Consider the following 16433-nt stretch of genomic DNA (forward strand, 5'->3'; position numbering starts at 1 on the left):
CACCGCCCGTTTTCCCTTGCGCCCGCGGGACCGTTCCGTCCCCGTCGAGGCGCTGTCCGCAGTGTCCACCCGTCTCCTTTGTTACCCGGGTCGCCGTTTCGTCAGACGACCCTTGACCACCGACATTGGCGCAGTGTAGACATGCCGCCATCAGATGTTTACGTAAACATAACAGCCCTCGACGCGAAGGGGGACTGCATGTTTACGTAAACATCGCGACGGCGTGAGACGCCGGTTCCGAGATGGACGAGCGAGGAACGACATGACGACGCTTCAACCCCCTGCGGGCGTGGCACGGCGCCCGGACCGGCCTCCGAAAGGGGACCGCCGCTCCTGGACAGGATGGGGGTTCATCGGCCCCTTCGCAGTGGTCTTCGCCTTCGTCTTCCTGGCTCCGATCGCCTATTCGATCTACCTCAGCCTCTTCCGTGACAAGCTCATCGGGGGAACGTCCTTCGTCGGCCTGGACAACTACAAGCAGGCTCTCCAGGACGACCAGTTCTGGTCCTCCTTGGAGCGGGTCTCGCTGTTCCTGCTGATCCAGGTGCCGATCATGCTGGGGATCGCCCTGCTCGTCGCACTCGCGCTGGACAGCGGCCGGCTGTACGGCAGGAACTTCTTCCGGATCTCGATCTTCCTGCCGTACGCGGTGCCCGCCGTGGTCGCCACCTTGATGTGGGGCTTCATGTACGGCACCCGGTTCGGTCTGGTCGGTGACATCAACAGCGCCTTCGACGTCACCCTGCCCGACCCCCTCTCCGCGGACCTGGTCCTGGCGTCGATCGGCAACATCGTCACCTGGGAGTTCGTGGGCTACAACATGCTGATCTTCTACTCCGCGCTGCGGGTCATCCCGAGCTCGCTGTACGAGGCCGCGGAGATCGACGGCGCCGGGCAGATCCGCATCATCTCGGCCATCAAGCTCCCCGCCATCCGCGGCGCCCTGGTCATCGCGACGATCTTCTCGATCATCGGCAGCTTCCAGCTCTTCAACGAGCCGAGCATCCTGCGGCCGCTGGCGCGCAACGCCATCACAACGGACTACACCCCGAACTACTACACGTACTCACTGTCCTTCAACGGACAGCAGCACAACTACTCCGCGGCGGTCGCCATCATCATGGGGCTGATCACCATGGTCATCGCCTATGTCGTGCAGCTCCGCGGCATGCGCAAGGGAGCGTGACCCGATGAGCAGCACGAGCAGCCCCGTCACCACCGCCTCCCAGCCCCCGTCCGCTCAGTCCGGTCAGTCCGGCGGTTCCAAGAACACGCCCCGACTGCGCACACGGCGCAAGCACACTCCCGGACGCCCCAAGCGCAGCGTCCTGCTGACCGTGCTCACCGGCCTGATCATGCTCTACACCGTGGTGCCCCTGGTGTGGCTGGTCATCAGCGCCACCAAGACCCAGGACGGGCTCGCCACCTCGTCCGGCCTGTGGTTCAGCCACAAGTTCGCCCTCTGGGAAAACATCCACGACACGTTCACGTACCACGACGGCATCTTCGTCCGCTGGCTGCTGAACACCCTGCTGTACGTCGTGCTCGGCGCCGGCGGCGCGACCCTCCTGGCGATCCTGGGCGGCTACGCGCTGGCGAAGTTCAAGTTCCCCGGAAAGCGCGCCGTCTTCGCCGTGGTCATCGGTGCCGTCGCCGTCCCGGGCACCGCGCTGGCGGTGCCCACCTTCCTGATGTTCAGCAAGATGGGGCTGACGGACACACCGTGGGCGGTGATCATCCCCTCGCTCGTCTCGCCGTTCGGCCTGTACCTGATGTGGGTCTTCGCCACCGAGGCCATCCCCACCGAACTGATGGAGGCCGCCCGCATCGACGGAGCGGGCGAGATCCGCACCTTCTTCCAGGTCGCCATGCCGCTGCTCGCTCCTGGCACCGTGACCGTCCTGCTGTTCACCACGGTCGCGACCTGGAACAACTACTTCCTGCCGCTGATCATGCTCAAGGACCCGAACTGGTACCCCCTGACCCTGGGCCTGGACGCCTGGAACTCCCAGGCCCAGACGATCGGTGGCGACGTGATCTTCAACCTGGTGATCACCGGTTCGCTGCTCACCATCGTGCCGCTGATCGCCGCGTTCCTGCTGCTCCAGAAGTACTGGCAGTCCGGGCTCGCCGCCGGAAGCGTCAAGGAATAGCCCGCCCTCAGGCCCCCACCCCCCCGCAGCCTCACCTTTTTCACCCTCACCCTGTCCCACCCATGAAGAAGTCCCACCCACGAAGAAGTGGAAGCACCTCCATGCGCAGAACCACCGGCCGCCTGCTGCGCGGCTTCGCTGTCCTCTCCGTCCTCGCCCTCGGGGCGACCGCCTGCGGCGGCTCCGACGACAACAGCTCGGGCCAGAAGGCGGTCTCCGCCACGGACATCCAGGCGGCCCTCAAGAAGGGCGGCTCGGTCACGGTCTGGGCCTGGGAGCCCACGCTGAAGACGGTCGCCGCCGACTTCCAGAAGAAGTACCCCAAGGTCAAGATCAACCTCGTCGGCGACCGGTCCGGTGACAAGCACTACACCGCCCTGTCGAACGCCATCGCGGCCGGAAAGGGCGTCCCCGACGTCGCGCAGGTCGAGTACTTCGCGCTGAGTCAGTACTCCCTCACCAAGGGCCTCAGCGACCTGGCCCCCTACGGCGCCGACAAGCTCGCCGCCAAGTACACCCCGGGTCCGTGGAACGCCGTGAGCGAGGGTGACAAGGTCTACGGCCTGCCGATGGACTCCGGCCCCATGGCGATGTTCTACAACAAGAAGGTCTTCGACAAGTACAAGATCGCCGTGCCGACCACCTGGGACGAGTACGTCGACGCGGCCCGCAAGCTGCACAAGGCCGACCCCAAGGTCTACATCGCCAACGACGCCGGCGACGCGGGCTTCACCACCAGCATGCTGTGGCAGGCCGGTTCGCGCCCCTACAAGGTCGACGGCACCAAGGTGACGGTCAACTTCGCCGACGCGGGCGCCAAGAAGTACACCGACACCTGGCAGAAGCTCATCGACGAGAAGCTCGTCGCGCCCATCAACGGCTGGACCGACGACTGGTACAAGGGCCTGGGCGACGGCACCATCGCCACCCTGACCACCGGCGCCTGGATGCCCGCCAACTTCGTCTCCGGCGTGCCGAACGCCTCCGGTGACTGGCGAGCGGCCCCGATGCCGCAGTGGACCAAGGGCGACAAGGCGAGTGCGGAGAACGGCGGCAGCTCCCTCGCCCTGCCCACGCTGGGCAAGAACAAGGAACTCGCCTACGCGTTCGTCGAGTACGCCAACTCCGGCGACGGCGTGCAGACCCGCATCAAGCAGGGCGCCTTCCCCGCGACCAAGGCGGAGCTCCAGTCCACCGAGTTCCAGAACACCAAGTTCGACTACTTCGGCGGCCAGGAAGCCAACAAGATCTTCGCCGAGTCCGCGGCCAACGTCGCCAGCGACTGGTCGTACCTGCCCTTCCAGCAGTACGCCAACTCGATCTTCAACGACACCGTCGGCAAGGCCTACATCTCCGGCACCAAGCTGGCCGACGGCCTGAAGAGCTGGCAGGACGCCTCCATCAAGTACGGCAACGAGCAGGGCTTCACCGTCTCGAAGTAATGGGCATTCCCCTCGGGAGCCGCCGCTGAGCAGCAGGCGCTCAGCGGCGGCCGCCCGGTAACAACCACGCACCTCGCGCCACCCCGTGCAGTAACCGGAAGGACCACCATGATCTCCACCCTCCTGTCCCAGTTGCGGCACGGGCCGGACGGTGATCCCACCCCCCGCCTCGCCTACGGCGCCGACTACAACCCGGAGCAGTGGCCACGCGAGGTGTGGGAGGAGGACATCCGGCTCATGCGGGAGGCGGGCGTCAACATCGTCTCCTTGGCGATCTTCTCCTGGGCCCGCATCCAGCCCGCCGAGAACGAGTGGGACTTCGGCTGGCTCGACGAGGTCATGGACCTGCTGCACGCGGGGGGCATCGGGGTCGACCTGGCCACCGCCACCGCCTCCCCGCCGCCCTGGCTCAGCACGGTGCACCCGGAGATCCTTCCGGTCACCGCCTCCGGCGAGACACTGTGGCCCGGGGCGCGCCAGCACTGGCGTCCCACCTCCCCCGTCTTCCGCGAGCACGCGCTGCGCCTGGTGCGCAAGATGGCCGAGCGGTACGCGAACCATCCCGCGCTGGTCGCCTGGCACGTCTCCAACGAGCTGGGCTGCCACAACGTCTACGACTACTCCGACGACGCCGCCCGCGCCTTCCGCGACTGGCTGCGCGCCCGCTACACGACGCTCGACACCCTCAACCACGCCTGGGGCACGGCGTTCTGGTCCCAGCGCTACAGCGACTGGGAGCAGATCCTGCCGCCCCGGCTGGCCGCCTCCCACCCGAACCCCACCCAGCAGCTGGACTTCAAGCGTTTCTCCTCCGACGTGCTGAAGGACTATCTGCGCGCGGAGCGGGACGTCCTGCGCGAGCTCACGCCCGGTGTTCCGGTCACCACCAACTTCATGGTGATGGGCAACACCAAGGGAATGAACTACGCGGACTGGGCCGCCGAGATCGACTTCGTCTCCAACGACCACTACGTGGTGCCCGGCCCGCAGGACCGCGACGAGCTGTCCTTCTCCGCCAACCTCGTCAGCGGCATCGCCGGCGGCCGCCCGTGGTTCCTCATGGAGCACTCCACCAGCGCCGTCAACTGGCAGCCGATCAACGTGGCCAAGCGGCCGGGCGACCTCGCCCGTGACTCGCTGGTGCACGTCGCCCACGGCGCCGACGCGGTGTGCTTCTTCCAGTGGCGCCAGTCGGCGGCAGGCGCCGAGAAGTACCACTCGGCGATGGTCCCGCACGCCGGAGCCGACAGCGAGCTGTTCCGCGCGGTGGCCGACCTCGGGCAGACCCTCAAGACCCTCGCTCCGGTCGCCGGGGCCGAGCGTGAGCCGGCCCGGGTCGGCATCGTCTTCGACTGGGACTCGTGGTGGGCGAGCGAGCAGGACTCCCACCCCACCGCCCAGCTCAGCTACCGGCAGGAGGCGCTGGACTGGTACTCCGCGCTCCTCGCCCTCGGCATCCGGGCCGACGTCGTCACCACCCAGACCGAACTCGACCGCTACCAGGTCCTGATCACGCCGGTGCTGCACGTCATGCCGGCCCCGCTCGGCAAGGAGCTCACCCGGTACGCCGAGAACGGCGGCCACCTGATCACCACGTACTTCTCCGGTGTCGTCGACGAGAACGACCACATCTGGCTCGGCGGCTACCCGGGCGCCCTGCGCGAGCTGCTCGGCATCCGCATCGAGGAGTTCGGCCCGCTGCTCGACGGCGAGACGGCCGACGTCGAGCTGGACGGCGTGGACGGCGCCGCCACGGGCACCCTGTGGACCGACCGGATCAGCGTCACCGACCCGGCGGTGGAGGTGCTGGCGCACTACCGCGGCGGCACGTACGCCGACCGCCCCGCCGTCACCCGGCGTCCGACGGGCCAGGGCTCGGCCGCGTACGTCTCCACCCGGCTCGGCACGGACGGTCTCACCGCGCTACTGCCGAAGCTGCTCGCCCCGGCCGGTGTGCACAGTGAACTGCCGGACGGCGCGCGGGGAAGCGTCGAGCTGACCGTGCGCCGGAGCGCGGACAGCCGCTATCTGTTCCTGGTCAACCGGACCGACGAGACCGTGCCGCTGACCGGAGTCTCCGGAGACCTGCTGGTCGGCAGGACGGACGACGACGGCACCGTCGTCCTCTCCCCCCGGGATGTCGCCGTACTGCGGCAGCCCGCCCTCTGACGGCCCTCGAACAGCGAGCACGGCCCCCCGTTCGAGGGTTGAGCCGGCGTGTCCCCACCCGGGGGCACGCCGGTCCATCGCAGCGACCACCTACGAGTTGGGAGCACACGTTGGCACGCCGTACCCGCACAAGACGGCTTCTGGGAACCATCGCAGGCACCGCACTGGCCACCGGGGCAGCCCTGGTCACTGCCCCGCCGACGAGCGCGGAGACCGCGCCGGCGGCCGCCGCGTCCGTGACCGTCCGGCCGGATCCCTCGTACAAGGAGCAGAGCTTCGAGGGCTGGGGCACCAGCCTTGTCTGGTTCGCCAACGCCACCGGCGACTACCCGGCACCGATCCGCGAGAAGCTCGCCAAGCTCCTGTTCGGCGACGACGGCCTCAATCTGAACATCGCCCGCTACAACATCGGCGGCGGCAACGCCCCCGACGTCAAGAACTACCTGAGGGCCGGCGGAGCGGTCGAGGGCTGGTGGAAGGCCCCGGACGGCACCACCCGTACGGACACCGACTGGTGGAGCGCCGACGACGCGGCCGACTGGAACCCGAACGCCGACGCCACACAGCGCTGGTGGGTGGACCGGATCAAGAAGGACATCACCCACTGGGAGACGTTCAGCAACTCGCCGCCCTGGTTCATGACCAACAGCGGCTATGTCTCCGGCGGCTTCAACTCCTCCGCCGACCAGCTCAAGGCCGACTCCGTCGACGACTTCGCCGCCTATCTGGCGGGCGCGACCAAGCGGCTGGAGCAGGCGCACGGCATCAAGGTCGACACCCTCGACCCGTTCAACGAGCCGAACACGAACTACTGGGGCACGCGCCTGGGCGCGGACGGGCAGCCGGTCGGCGGCCGGCAGGAGGGGGCGCACATCGGCCCCGAGCTCCAGCAGCAGGTGATCCGCGCACTGGCCCCCGCCCTCGAGAAGGCGCAGACCGGCACGAAGATCTCCGCGATGGACGAGACCAACCCCGGCATCTTCACGCAGAACTGGAATTCCTACCCCCAGGACGTGCGGGACCTGGTCGGCCAGCTGAACGTCCACACCTACGGCACCGGCGGCCGTACCAGTGTGCGCGACCTGGCCAAGGCGGCGGACAAGCCGCTGTGGATGAGCGAGGTCGAGGGCGACTGGGGCGACGGCCAGAGCTTCACGGACATGCGGCCGGGCCTGGGTCTGGCCCAGCAGATGGTCGACGACCTGCGCGAACTCGAGCCCAGAGCCTGGGTGTTCTGGCAGCCGGTCGAGGACTACGACAACATGAAGCCCGGCGGTGAGTCCGCCAAGGGCGGCAACTGGGGCAGCATCCAGCTCCCGTTCAGCTGCACCTCCGCCGACACCCTCGCGACCTGCCCCATCCACACGAACACGAAGTTCGACACCGCCCGCAACTTCACCCACTACATCAAGCCGGGCGACCGGCTGATCAAGACCGACGACACGTCCAGCGCCGCCGCGGTCTCCAAGAGCGGCAACGGGGCGACGGTCGTCCACGTCAACAGCACCACCAGCGCGCGTACGGTCACCATCGACCTGTCCAGGTTCGGCCACATCGCGCGGGGCGCGACGGTGACTCCCGTGGTGACCAGCGCCGACGGCAAACTGGCACGCCAGACCCCCGTCGCGGTCACCGACCGCCAGGCCACGTTCACCGTGCCCGCCCAGTCCGTGACCTCCTTCGTCGTCAAGGGCGTGTCGGGCGTGGCCAAGGACGCCGCTCTGCTGAAGAAGGGCCACACCTACTCCCTGACCGGCGTCCAGAGCGGCAAGGCACTCACCGTCGCGGACGACGGCGGCAAGCTCGTCATCAAGACGGCGAGCACGGACGCGGCCACGGTCACCGGCCAGCGGTGGCAGCTGCGACAGATCAGCGGCCAGACCGGCAACCGGCAGCGCTACGTGTTCACCAACCCGGTGCAGGGCAAGCGGCTGGCCGTGCGCGACGGCGCCCCGGGCCTGGAGGCGGACACCGGCCCTCGTGACACGGCCACGCAGTGGATCATGTCAACGACCGGTGACGGCACCTGGACCCTCGTCAACGCCGCCACCGGAAGGCTCCTGGAGGTGGGCGGCCAGGCCACCGCCGACGGATCCGCCGTCACGATCTGGACGCCGAACTCCGGCTCCAACCAACGGTGGACGGTGTCCGACGTGACCGCCGGGACCGGCTCCTAGCCCTACGGCGCCATCCCTCTCCGCGCCCGCCCGTGACCGTCGGCGCGGGTGCGGAGAGGACGCCTCGGCCGCGTCGAACGCCTTGCGTGTCAGGTGAGTTCGAGCAGTCCCCTGCGCACGGCCTCCGACACGGCCGCCGCCCGGTTGTCGACCCTGAGTTTGCGATACACGCGCACGAGGTGGGTCTTGACCGTGGCCTCGCTGAGGTACAACGCCTCGGCGATGGCCCGGTTGCTGCGCCCCTCGGCCAGCAGCCGGACGACCTCGATCTCGCGATGGCTCAAGTCCTGCTCCGGGTTGACCACTTGGCCGACGAGTTCGCCGACGATCTCCGCGGCGAGTCCCATGGAGCCCGCGGCCGCGGTGCGGACCGCCTGGAACAGTTCCTCCGGCGGCCCCGCCTTGAGTACGTAGCCGCGCGCACCCGCTTCCAACGCGCGGACGACATCGGCCCGTCCGGCGTAGCTGGTCAGCATCACCACCGCCACACCGGGCGCCCGGGCGCCGAGCCGACGGGCCGCCTCGACGCCGTCGATCCCCTGACCCGGTCCGGCGAACCGCAGATCCATCAGCACGACGTCCGGGGTCAACCGGGCCCCCAGACGGACCGCTTCCTCGCCGCTGCCCGCCTCGGCGATCACGTCGAGGTCGGGTTCACCTGCCAGCAGGGCCCGCAGTCCGGCACGTACGACGGTGTGGTCGTCGGCGATCAGCACGCGCAGCGGTGCGGCGGTCATCGGGCGGTCGCCGATGTGAACGACGGCTCGACCGGCCGCGGTCGGGGCCGTACGGACACCGAGGCGCGGATCCTGGTGCCCCGGCCGGGTGCGCTGCTGACGTCGAGGTCGCCCCCGCACTCACGCAGGCGCGCGCGAGCGGCCGGGAGGCCGAATCCGCGGTCCGTCCGGACGGCGCCCGGCGAGTGCTCGCTCGCGAACGTGGCGGCCGGGTCGAACCCGACTCCGTCGTCGCTCACTTCGAGTTCGACGCGATCGGCGTGCCGGTGGAAGGTGACCAGTACGTTCACCGCGTGGGCGTGTTCGCGTACGTTCGCCAGGGCGTTCTGGGCGATGCGGAACAGGGTGGTGGCGGCCTGGTCGTGGAGGGCGGGCTGATGCGTTCCGAGCGAGCGGAACCGTACCCGGGCCGCGGCACCTTCCTGACGCGAACGGTCGCACAGCAGCCGTAGCGCGCCTTCGAGGCCGGCCTCGGCGACGGTGGACGGGGTCAGGTCCCGGATCATCCGGCGGGTCTCGGCGAGGTTGCTGCCCAGGCCGTCGGCCACGGCACGGACACGGGTGCGTGTCACCTCCGGCCGCGCGTCCCAGTCGCGCTCGGCCGCCTGGAGCAGCATCAGGCTGCCGGCGAGTTCCTGGGCCAGGGTGTCGTGCAGATCGCGGGCGATGCGGGTGCGTTCCGCCAGTACGCCCGCCTGGCGTTGCTGCCGCGCGAGCGTGTCGCGGGTGTCCCGCAGTTCCTCGACGAGGCGCTGGCGGATCGCGGCGTCCCGCTGCTGGCCGCGGTAGAGGGCGACGGTTCCCCAGACGGCCGCCACCGGAACGAGGACGACCTCCGGGTCGAACCGGCCCGTGGACTGGACGAGTGCGACGACGAGCACGAAGGTGATCACGGCGACCGTGACCATCGCGGAGCGGCGGCCGAGCGCGCGCAGGGCCACGCAGGCCAGCGGGACGGCACACCAGACGTAGGCCGTCGTCAGCGGTGACGGCGCGAGGAAGACGAGGGTGGTCCACAGCAGGAGCAGCAGGGGGATCCAGAGGCGCCGGCCGAGCGGGCCGAGCCGGTCCCAGTAGGCGAGCCCGCTCGCGTACGTCACGGCCAGCAGCCCGCTGACGGTCACGATGTACCAGCACAGGGGGATCTCGAGCTGGGCGAGGCGCACGAGTCCGGCGCCGACGACGAGGAAGAGGGCGAGGTGCGAAACGTGTTCCAGGGTGGGCCGGTTGCCGCGGTCGGTCAGTGGGGCGCGGTCGGGCACGGCAGATCCCCTTGGGGCGGACTGATCCAGTCGGACAGGGCATCCGAGTCTATCCGTCGCCTGTAGGGCCCATGTGAAGAGCGGGACCGCCGGTCTCCGTTCGGACCGGCGTACGGAGACCAGCGACCCCACCAGCGGTTACGCCCCCGGGTGCAGGCCGGGCCAGCCTGGCGTGGGGTCGCCCTTCACCTCGCCGAAGTAGAGGGCGAAGGTCTGCTTCCAGCGCTCGACGGCCGCGCGGTCGGCCATGAAGCGGGGGAAGCCGTGGATGTGGGCGTCGGGGTACTCCCAGATCGGCTTCAGACCGGCCGCGGGCGTGACGTCGGTCCGCACCGACCAGCCGTTGAAGGACGCCTGCTGCTGGGTGGTGGACAGCTGCCAGTTGAGGTACAGCTTGGCGGCCGTCGCGTTCCTGGCCTGCTTGAGGATGGCGGCGCGCTGGCCCCAGGCCATGAAGGGGTGTCCGTCGGCGACGACCCACTTCGCGGGAGAGGTGGCCGGGGAGGTCAGCGTGCCCGCCGTGCCGATGCCGATCGTCTTCTGCTTGCCGAAGACCGCGTCTCCTGGGGAGTTGCTGCCCCGGGCGAACCGCACGTCCTGCCGGGCGAGCGCGGCCACCCAGTCCCAGCCGTACTTCTGCGCGTACAGGCTGTAGAGGTAGAGGACCGCGTCGTCGTCGTGCGGGTACGACGAGGCGATCTTCCCCTTCCACTTCGGGTCGATCAGGTCGAGCGGGGTCTTCGGGGCGTCCGCGCCGGCCGCGGCGACGTCGTACAGGAAGCTGAAGCCGATCGCGCCGATGGCGACCCAGGCGCCGTGCGGGTCCTTGAAACCGTCGTACACCTGGGAGAATCCGGCCGGCTTGTACGGCAGCAGGCGGCCCTGCTCCTTCCAGCGGGTGAAGTCCTGGAGCGTCTGCAGTTGTACGACGTCGGGGACCAGGGTGTCGGTGGCGAACTGGTTGTCGACGCGGACGTCGTGGTACTTGCTGTAGTCCACGATGAGCTTCAGGTCGATGTCCGGGAAGCGTTTGAGGAAGGCGGCCTTGGTGCCGTCCTGTTGTGTCGGGGTGTCTCCGCCGGCGTAGATGACGAGCTTGCCGCCGTCCGCCAGGGCGGCCCGGTACAGCTCGTCGAGCGTCCTGGTCTCCTCGGTCCCGCCGGCCCGCCGGGACCCGGTGGACGAGGCAGCGGCGGGGCCGGCCGCGGCGCCGAACGCTCCGAGGCCGAGGGCGGCGGCACCGGCTCCGGTGGCAAGTACACGTCGTCTGCTGAGGAAACTGGACACTCTGTGGGGCCTCTCTGATGGGGGTGAGGACCTCGGCGGGTTGAACGCGGCGCCATGGTCAGTGGCGATTCTGGCGCCGCGGCGTGCGGCCGCGCGTCATCCGTACGCAGCGGAGGACGCGCGGGCGGTGGAACCCGCGTTCAACCGATCGGTTGAACGACGTCGACGGCCGTGCGGGCCGCGCACGACATGCCTGTCAGCGCCCCGCGTCCGGAGCGACCGGGCGCCGACGCACCCAGCCGAACAGCGCCACCGAACCGACCGCCGCGAACGCGCACCAGGTCGACACGAACTCCAACTCCCACAGCACCCAGCAGATCAGCGCGCCCGTGCCCATCAGCATCCCGAGCAGCAGAAGCCCACGGTCACCGGAGAGCAGGAGGGAGCCGACGGTGGCCAGGAGATAGCCGGCGACGAGCAGTTCGGGATGGTCCAGATGCACGAAGTAGCCGAGGGTGTGGCCGCGGACCTCCGCTCGCACGGGACGGGTCACGAGGGCGTACGCGAGTGCGACTGCCGTCACGAGGCCGATCGCCAGGGGGACCGTCAGCCCGCGCCGGGCGTGCGGGGGCGCCGCGCACATCACACCGGCCGGGACCCACAGCGCGAGCAGAGGCAGCGCGATGACGGCCCAGACGACGGTCGCCGGGCCCGTACCCCCGCCGGAGTCCCAGACCACGGACTCCACGATCTGATGCGCCCCGAGGATCAACGGCAGCGCGGCCAGCGGCAGATCACGGACCCGCCGCGCCCGCGCCACACAGGCCACCCCGACCGCACCGATCCCGACACCGGCGGCCAGGTCGGCCGTCGCACTCCAACACATCGCGCCACCCGGGGGTCGGCCCTCATGTGATTACACCCTTACGCCGACCACGGTAGTGCCGCCGCCACGCGGACTCATGCAGGCCACCCACCGGTGCGGGGTCGAGCGCGACCGGCGGCACCGCGACGGCGTGTGGCGTGGTAGGCATGGGCGATGATCGGTCGTCTTCCGCTGGATGAGCAGCTCACCGCCCTGAAGTCCGTTCTGTCACGCAATGAGGTGCTGCTGGAGGTGCTGCGCCGGGCGGCGGCACTGGACTTGCCCGGCTGGTACCTGACCGCGGGGTGTCTGTTCCAGACGGTGTGGAACGTGGTGACCGACCGGCCGCCGACCAAGGGGATCAAGGACTACGACCTCTTCTACTTCGACGACGGTGACCTGTCCTGGGAGGCGGAGGACGAGGTGATCAAGGCGGCCCGAAAGGTCTTCGCCGGTCTGCCTGCCGAGGTCGAGGTTCGCAACGAGGCGCGGGTTCACCTCTGGTACGAGCGGAAGTTCGGGATTCCGTGCCCTCCCCACACCTCCACTGAGGCAGCCGTCGACTGCTTCGCGGCGACCACCTGCTGTCTGGGGGTGCGGTTGGAGGCCGACGGTCGGTGGCGTGTCTACGCACCGCACGGACTCGCTGACGTGTTCAACCTCGTCGTACGCCCCAATCCGGTACTCGCCCCTCGGGAGGTCTACGAGACCAAAGCAGCCCGTTGGCAACAACAGTGGCCGGAACTGACCGTGTTGGAGTGGCCGACCGTGGCAGTGGCCCAGGGCCCTCAACCCGATGAGTCGGGGACCAGGACCACAAACCACGTGGTGCGCTCGGCGTTGACTTGAATCGGGTCGCGAGGGCCTGTGTCAGGGGCCGACGTAGGTCGCGAGGTGCTCGCCGGTGAGAGTGGAGCGGGCTGCGACGAGGTCGGCGGGGGTGCCCTCGAAGACGAGGCGGCCGCCGTCGTGGCCGGCGCCGGGGCCGAGGTCGATGATCCAGTCGGCGTGCGCCATGACCGCCTGGTGGTGCTCGACGACGATGACCGACTTGCCGGCGTCGACGAGCCGGTCGAGCAGGCCGAGCAGCTGCTCGACGTCGGCGAGGTGGAGGCCGGCGGTGGGCTCGTCGAGGACGTAGATGCCGCCCTTCTCCGCCATGTGCGTGGCCAGCTTGAGGCGCTGGCGCTCGCCGCCGGAGAGGGTGGTGAGGGGCTGGCCGAGGGTCAGGTAGCCGAGGCCGACGTCGGCGAGCCGGGTCAGGATCCTGTGCGCGGCCGGCGTCGCCGCCTCGCCGGCGCCGAAGAACTCCTCGGCCTCGGTCACCGACATCGCGAGCACCTCGCTGATGTCGCGGCCGCCGAGGTGGTAGTCGAGCACCGATGCCTGGAACCGCTTCCCCTCGCACTCCTCGCAGGTGGTCGCGACGCCGGCCATCATCGCCAGGTCGGTGTAGATGACGCCGGCGCCGTTGCAGGTGGGGCAGGCGCCCTCGGAGTTGGCGCTGAACAGGGCCGGCTTCACGCCGTTGACCTTGGCGAACGCCTTGCGGATCGGGTCGAGCAGTCCGGTGTACGTCGCCGGGTTGCTGCGCCTGGAGCCGCGGATCGCGGCCTGGTCGACCGACACCACGCCCTCGCCGGCCGGGATCGAGCCGTGCACGAGCGAGCTTTTCCCGGAACCGGCGACGCCGGTGACGACGGCAAGCACCCCGAGCGGGATGTCGACGTCGACGCCCTGCAGGTTGTGCGTCCTCGCGCCGCGGATCTCCAGCGTGCCGGTGGGCTTGCGCACCGTCTCCTTGACGGCGGCCCGGTCGTCGAAATGGCGGCCGGTGATGGTGCCACCGGTCCGCAGCCCCTCGACGGTGCCTTCGAAGCAGACGGTGCCGCCCGCCGTACCGGCACCGGGGCCGAGGTCGACGACATGGTCGGCGATCGCGATCGTCTCCGGCTTGTGCTCCACGACGAGCACTGTGTTGCCCTTGTCCCGCAGCCGCAGCAGCAGGTCGTTCATCCGCTGGATGTCATGCGGGTGCAGGCCGATGGTGGGCTCGTCGAAGACGTAGGTGACGTCGGTGAGCGAGGAGCCGAGGTGGCGGATCATCTTGACGCGCTGCGCCTCGCCGCCGGACAGCGTGCCCGCCGGCCGGTCGAGCGAGAGGTAGCCGAGCCCGATCTCCACGAACGAGTCGAGGGTCTGCTGCAGCGCGGTGAGCAGCGGCGCCACCGACGGCTCGTCGAGACCGCGGACCCACTCGGCCAGGTCGCTGATCTGCATCGCGCAGGCGTCGGCGATGCTGATCCGCTTGATCTTCGACGACCGGGCCCCTTCGTTGAGCCGGGTGCCGTCGCACTCGGGGCAGGTGGTGAAGGTGACCGCCCGGTCCACGAACTCCCGGATGTGCGGCTGCATGCCCTCCCGCTCCTTGGCGAGCATCGACCTCTGGATCCGCGGGATCAGCCCCTCGTAGGTCATGTTGATGCCCGCGATCTTCATCCGGGTCGGCTCGCGGTGCAGGAAGTCGTGCAGTTCCTTCTTGGTGAACTTGCGGATCGGCTTGTCCGGGTCGAAGAAGCCCGACTCGCTGTAGAGCCGTGAGTTCCAGCCGCCCCCCGTGTAGCCGGGGACGGTGATCGCGCCCTCGGAGAGCGACTTGGAGTCGTCGTAGAGCTGGGTGAGGTCGAGGTCGGAGACCGAGCCACGGCCCTCGCAGCGCGGGCACATGCCGCCGGTGATGCTGAAGCTGCGGCGCTCCTTCACGGTCTGTCCGCCGCGCTCCATGGTGACCGCGCCGGCTCCGCTGATCGAGGCGACGTTGAAGGAGAACGCCTTGGGCGAACCGATGTGCGGCTTGCCGAGCCGGCTGAAGAGGATGCGCAGCATCGCGTTGGCGTCGGTGGCGGTGCCGACCGTGGAGCGGGGGTCGGCGCCCAGCCGCTGCTGGTCGACGGTGATCACGGTGGTCAGCCCGTCGAGGACGTCGACCTCGGGCCGCGCCAGCGTCGGCATGAAGCCCTGCACGAAGGCGCTGTACGTCTCGTTGATCAGTCGCTGCGACTCCGCCGCGATCGTGTCGAACACCAGCGAGCTCTTGCCCGAGCCGGACACGCCGGTGAACACCGTCAGCCGGCGCTTCGGGATCTCGATGCTGACGTCCTTGAGATTGTTCTCGCGCGCACCGTGCACGCGGATCAGATCGTGGCTGTCGGCAACGTGCGGCGCAGGCGACTGCGTGTCCGTCCTCGGGGCCATGCTCATCGTGTCTCCATCTGTCGAGTGGGGCCGCGTTCGCGGACTCCGTCGGCGTCGCCTGGCTGGATCCGACCAGCCCCGAGGGTAACGTCTGCCTTTTCCCGCGTCGGAGCGTTCGCGGCAGCGGTCGCTGCCGACCTGGCCGTCACGCTAGCTGCGGCTCGCCGGCCGGCGCTTCTCGAATCCTGACCGGTCTGGTCGCGGGCGTCGCTTTCACGCCGGAACCGCGCCGCCGTCCCGCCTCTGGATCGTCGCCGCTGCCCGGTGGAGTTCGGTGAGCACCGTGCGTACGGCTCTTCGTGCGGCGCGTTCGGGGCGGTGGAGCACGTCGATGTGGCGCCGGGTGTGCACGCCACTGAGAGGTCTGAGGACGAGCGCGGGGTGTGGGCGCGTGGTCCAGCGGGGCATGAGGGCCAGGCCCCCTCCGGCGGCGACGGCCTCGGCGACGACCGAGAATTCGTTGATGCGATGGACGATGTCGAGCCGTCGGTTCGCGGCGCTCGCGATGGCGTCGATGGTGGCCATCAGCGGGAACCCGTCGTGAACGGTGATCCAGGGTTGGTCCGCGACGTCGCGCGGGGTCAGACGTCGTTTGGCGGTCAGGGGGTGGCCGGCCGGCAGGGCGACGTCCAGCGGTTCACGCAGCAGCGTGTCGGCGGTGACCGTGTCCGGCCACGGCGGCGCCTGGTCGAGACGGTGGGCGAGTACGAGGTCGTAGTCCCGGGTCAGTCCGGGGAAGTGGTCCTGCGCGACGTCCTCGTCGGCGAGCGAGAGCCGCGGGCGTCCAGGTCCTGCCTGGCCGAGCAGCAGGAGCGGGAAGAACGCGGAGGCCGCGCTGTGGAAGGCCGCCACCGACACGCCCGCGTCCGGCTGGTCGACGAACTCGTCGATCGCGTGCCGTGCCGTGGCCATCGCGGTCTCCACCTCGATCGCGGCACGGGCCAGGGCTTGCCCGGCATCGGTGAGCACCAGCCGTCGGCCGTCACGTTCGGTGAGAGGGACCGGGATCGAGCGTTGCAGCAGCCGCAACTGCTGGGAGATCGCCGAGGGCGTCATCAACAGCGCCTCGGCGGTGGCGGTGACGCTTCCCGACTCGCCGAGCTCCCGCAAGATCTGCAACTGTCGCTCATTCACCTGCTCAGTGTA

Annotated in this window: 12 protein-coding genes; 6 read left to right on the forward strand and 6 right to left on the reverse strand. The window is 69.5% G+C overall.

The features are described 5' to 3' along the window. Nucleotides 1–262 precede the first annotated feature (262 nt). The 5 genes from KVT44_RS25190 to KVT44_RS25210 all read left to right on the forward strand — a co-directional run bounded on the left by KVT44_RS25190 (nucleotide 263) and on the right by KVT44_RS25210 (nucleotide 7941). Nucleotides 263–1186: a carbohydrate ABC transporter permease gene (locus KVT44_RS25190; RefSeq protein ID WP_217568755.1), complete on the forward strand. Its 924-nt coding sequence runs from the start codon at nucleotides 263–265 to the stop codon at nucleotides 1184–1186. Nucleotides 1187–1190: 4 nt separating this feature from the next. Beyond that, complete coding sequence (locus tag KVT44_RS25195; RefSeq protein WP_190170561.1) at nucleotides 1191–2153, forward strand: carbohydrate ABC transporter permease; 963 nt, start codon at nucleotides 1191–1193, stop codon at nucleotides 2151–2153. A gap of 101 nt (nucleotides 2154–2254) precedes the next feature. After that, complete coding sequence (locus KVT44_RS25200; RefSeq protein ID WP_099918801.1) at nucleotides 2255–3595, forward strand: ABC transporter substrate-binding protein; 1341 nt, start codon at nucleotides 2255–2257, stop codon at nucleotides 3593–3595. Between the two features lie 108 nt (nucleotides 3596–3703). Then, a complete protein-coding gene (locus KVT44_RS25205) occupies nucleotides 3704–5764 on the forward strand; it encodes a beta-galactosidase (RefSeq protein ID WP_217568757.1) in 2061 nt (686 codons plus the stop codon). A 110-nt stretch (nucleotides 5765–5874) separates the two neighbouring features. Then, the gene (locus KVT44_RS25210) at nucleotides 5875–7941 is read left to right on the forward strand and encodes an RICIN domain-containing protein (protein WP_217568759.1); all 2067 of its coding nucleotides are present in this window, start codon (nucleotides 5875–5877) and stop codon (nucleotides 7939–7941) included. 89 nt (nucleotides 7942–8030) lie between these two features. On the opposite strand, the gene KVT44_RS25215 is transcribed toward KVT44_RS25210, so the two are convergent. The 4 genes from KVT44_RS25215 to KVT44_RS25230 form a co-directional block, all read right to left on the reverse strand. Further along, nucleotides 8031–8678, reverse strand: a complete 648-nt coding sequence (locus tag KVT44_RS25215) for a response regulator transcription factor (protein WP_099918804.1) — start codon at nucleotides 8676–8678, stop codon at nucleotides 8031–8033. Then, nucleotides 8675–9940, reverse strand: a complete 1266-nt coding sequence (locus KVT44_RS25220) for a sensor histidine kinase (RefSeq protein WP_217568761.1) — start codon at nucleotides 9938–9940, stop codon at nucleotides 8675–8677. The genes KVT44_RS25215 and KVT44_RS25220 overlap by 4 nt, the downstream gene beginning before the upstream one ends. Nucleotides 9941–10078: 138 nt before the next feature. Continuing rightward, the gene (locus KVT44_RS25225) at nucleotides 10079–11227 is read right to left on the reverse strand and encodes an ABC transporter substrate-binding protein (protein ID WP_217568763.1); all 1149 of its coding nucleotides are present in this window, start codon (nucleotides 11225–11227) and stop codon (nucleotides 10079–10081) included. Nucleotides 11228–11423: 196 nt separating this feature from the next. Beyond that, nucleotides 11424–12053 (reverse strand): DUF6629 family protein, encoded by a 630-nt coding sequence (locus KVT44_RS25230; RefSeq protein ID WP_217568765.1) that lies wholly within the window; start codon nucleotides 12051–12053, stop codon nucleotides 11424–11426. Nucleotides 12054–12206: 153 nt separating this feature from the next. Here KVT44_RS25230 and KVT44_RS25235 point away from each other — a divergent pair, with 153 nt between their 5' ends. Next, nucleotides 12207–12881, forward strand: coding sequence for a nucleotidyltransferase family protein (locus KVT44_RS25235; RefSeq protein ID WP_217568767.1), 675 nt, complete (start codon nucleotides 12207–12209; stop codon nucleotides 12879–12881). Nucleotides 12882–12902: 21 nt separating this feature from the next. Here the strand turns inward: KVT44_RS25235 and KVT44_RS25240 are convergent, their stop codons facing one another. Together KVT44_RS25240 and KVT44_RS25245 are read right to left on the reverse strand one after the other, a co-directional pair. Continuing rightward, nucleotides 12903–15293 (reverse strand): excinuclease ABC subunit UvrA, encoded by a 2391-nt coding sequence (locus KVT44_RS25240; protein WP_180292718.1) that lies wholly within the window; start codon nucleotides 15291–15293, stop codon nucleotides 12903–12905. Between the two features lie 207 nt (nucleotides 15294–15500). Next, nucleotides 15501–16421 (reverse strand): LysR family transcriptional regulator, encoded by a 921-nt coding sequence (locus KVT44_RS25245; protein ID WP_190170570.1) that lies wholly within the window; start codon nucleotides 16419–16421, stop codon nucleotides 15501–15503. Nucleotides 16422–16433: the final 12 nt, after the last annotated feature.

Origin of the sequence: Streptomyces sp. GbtcB7 (genome assembly GCF_019091445.1) — a bacterium.
Lineage (GTDB): Bacteria > Actinomycetota > Actinomycetes > Streptomycetales > Streptomycetaceae > Streptomyces > Streptomyces mirabilis.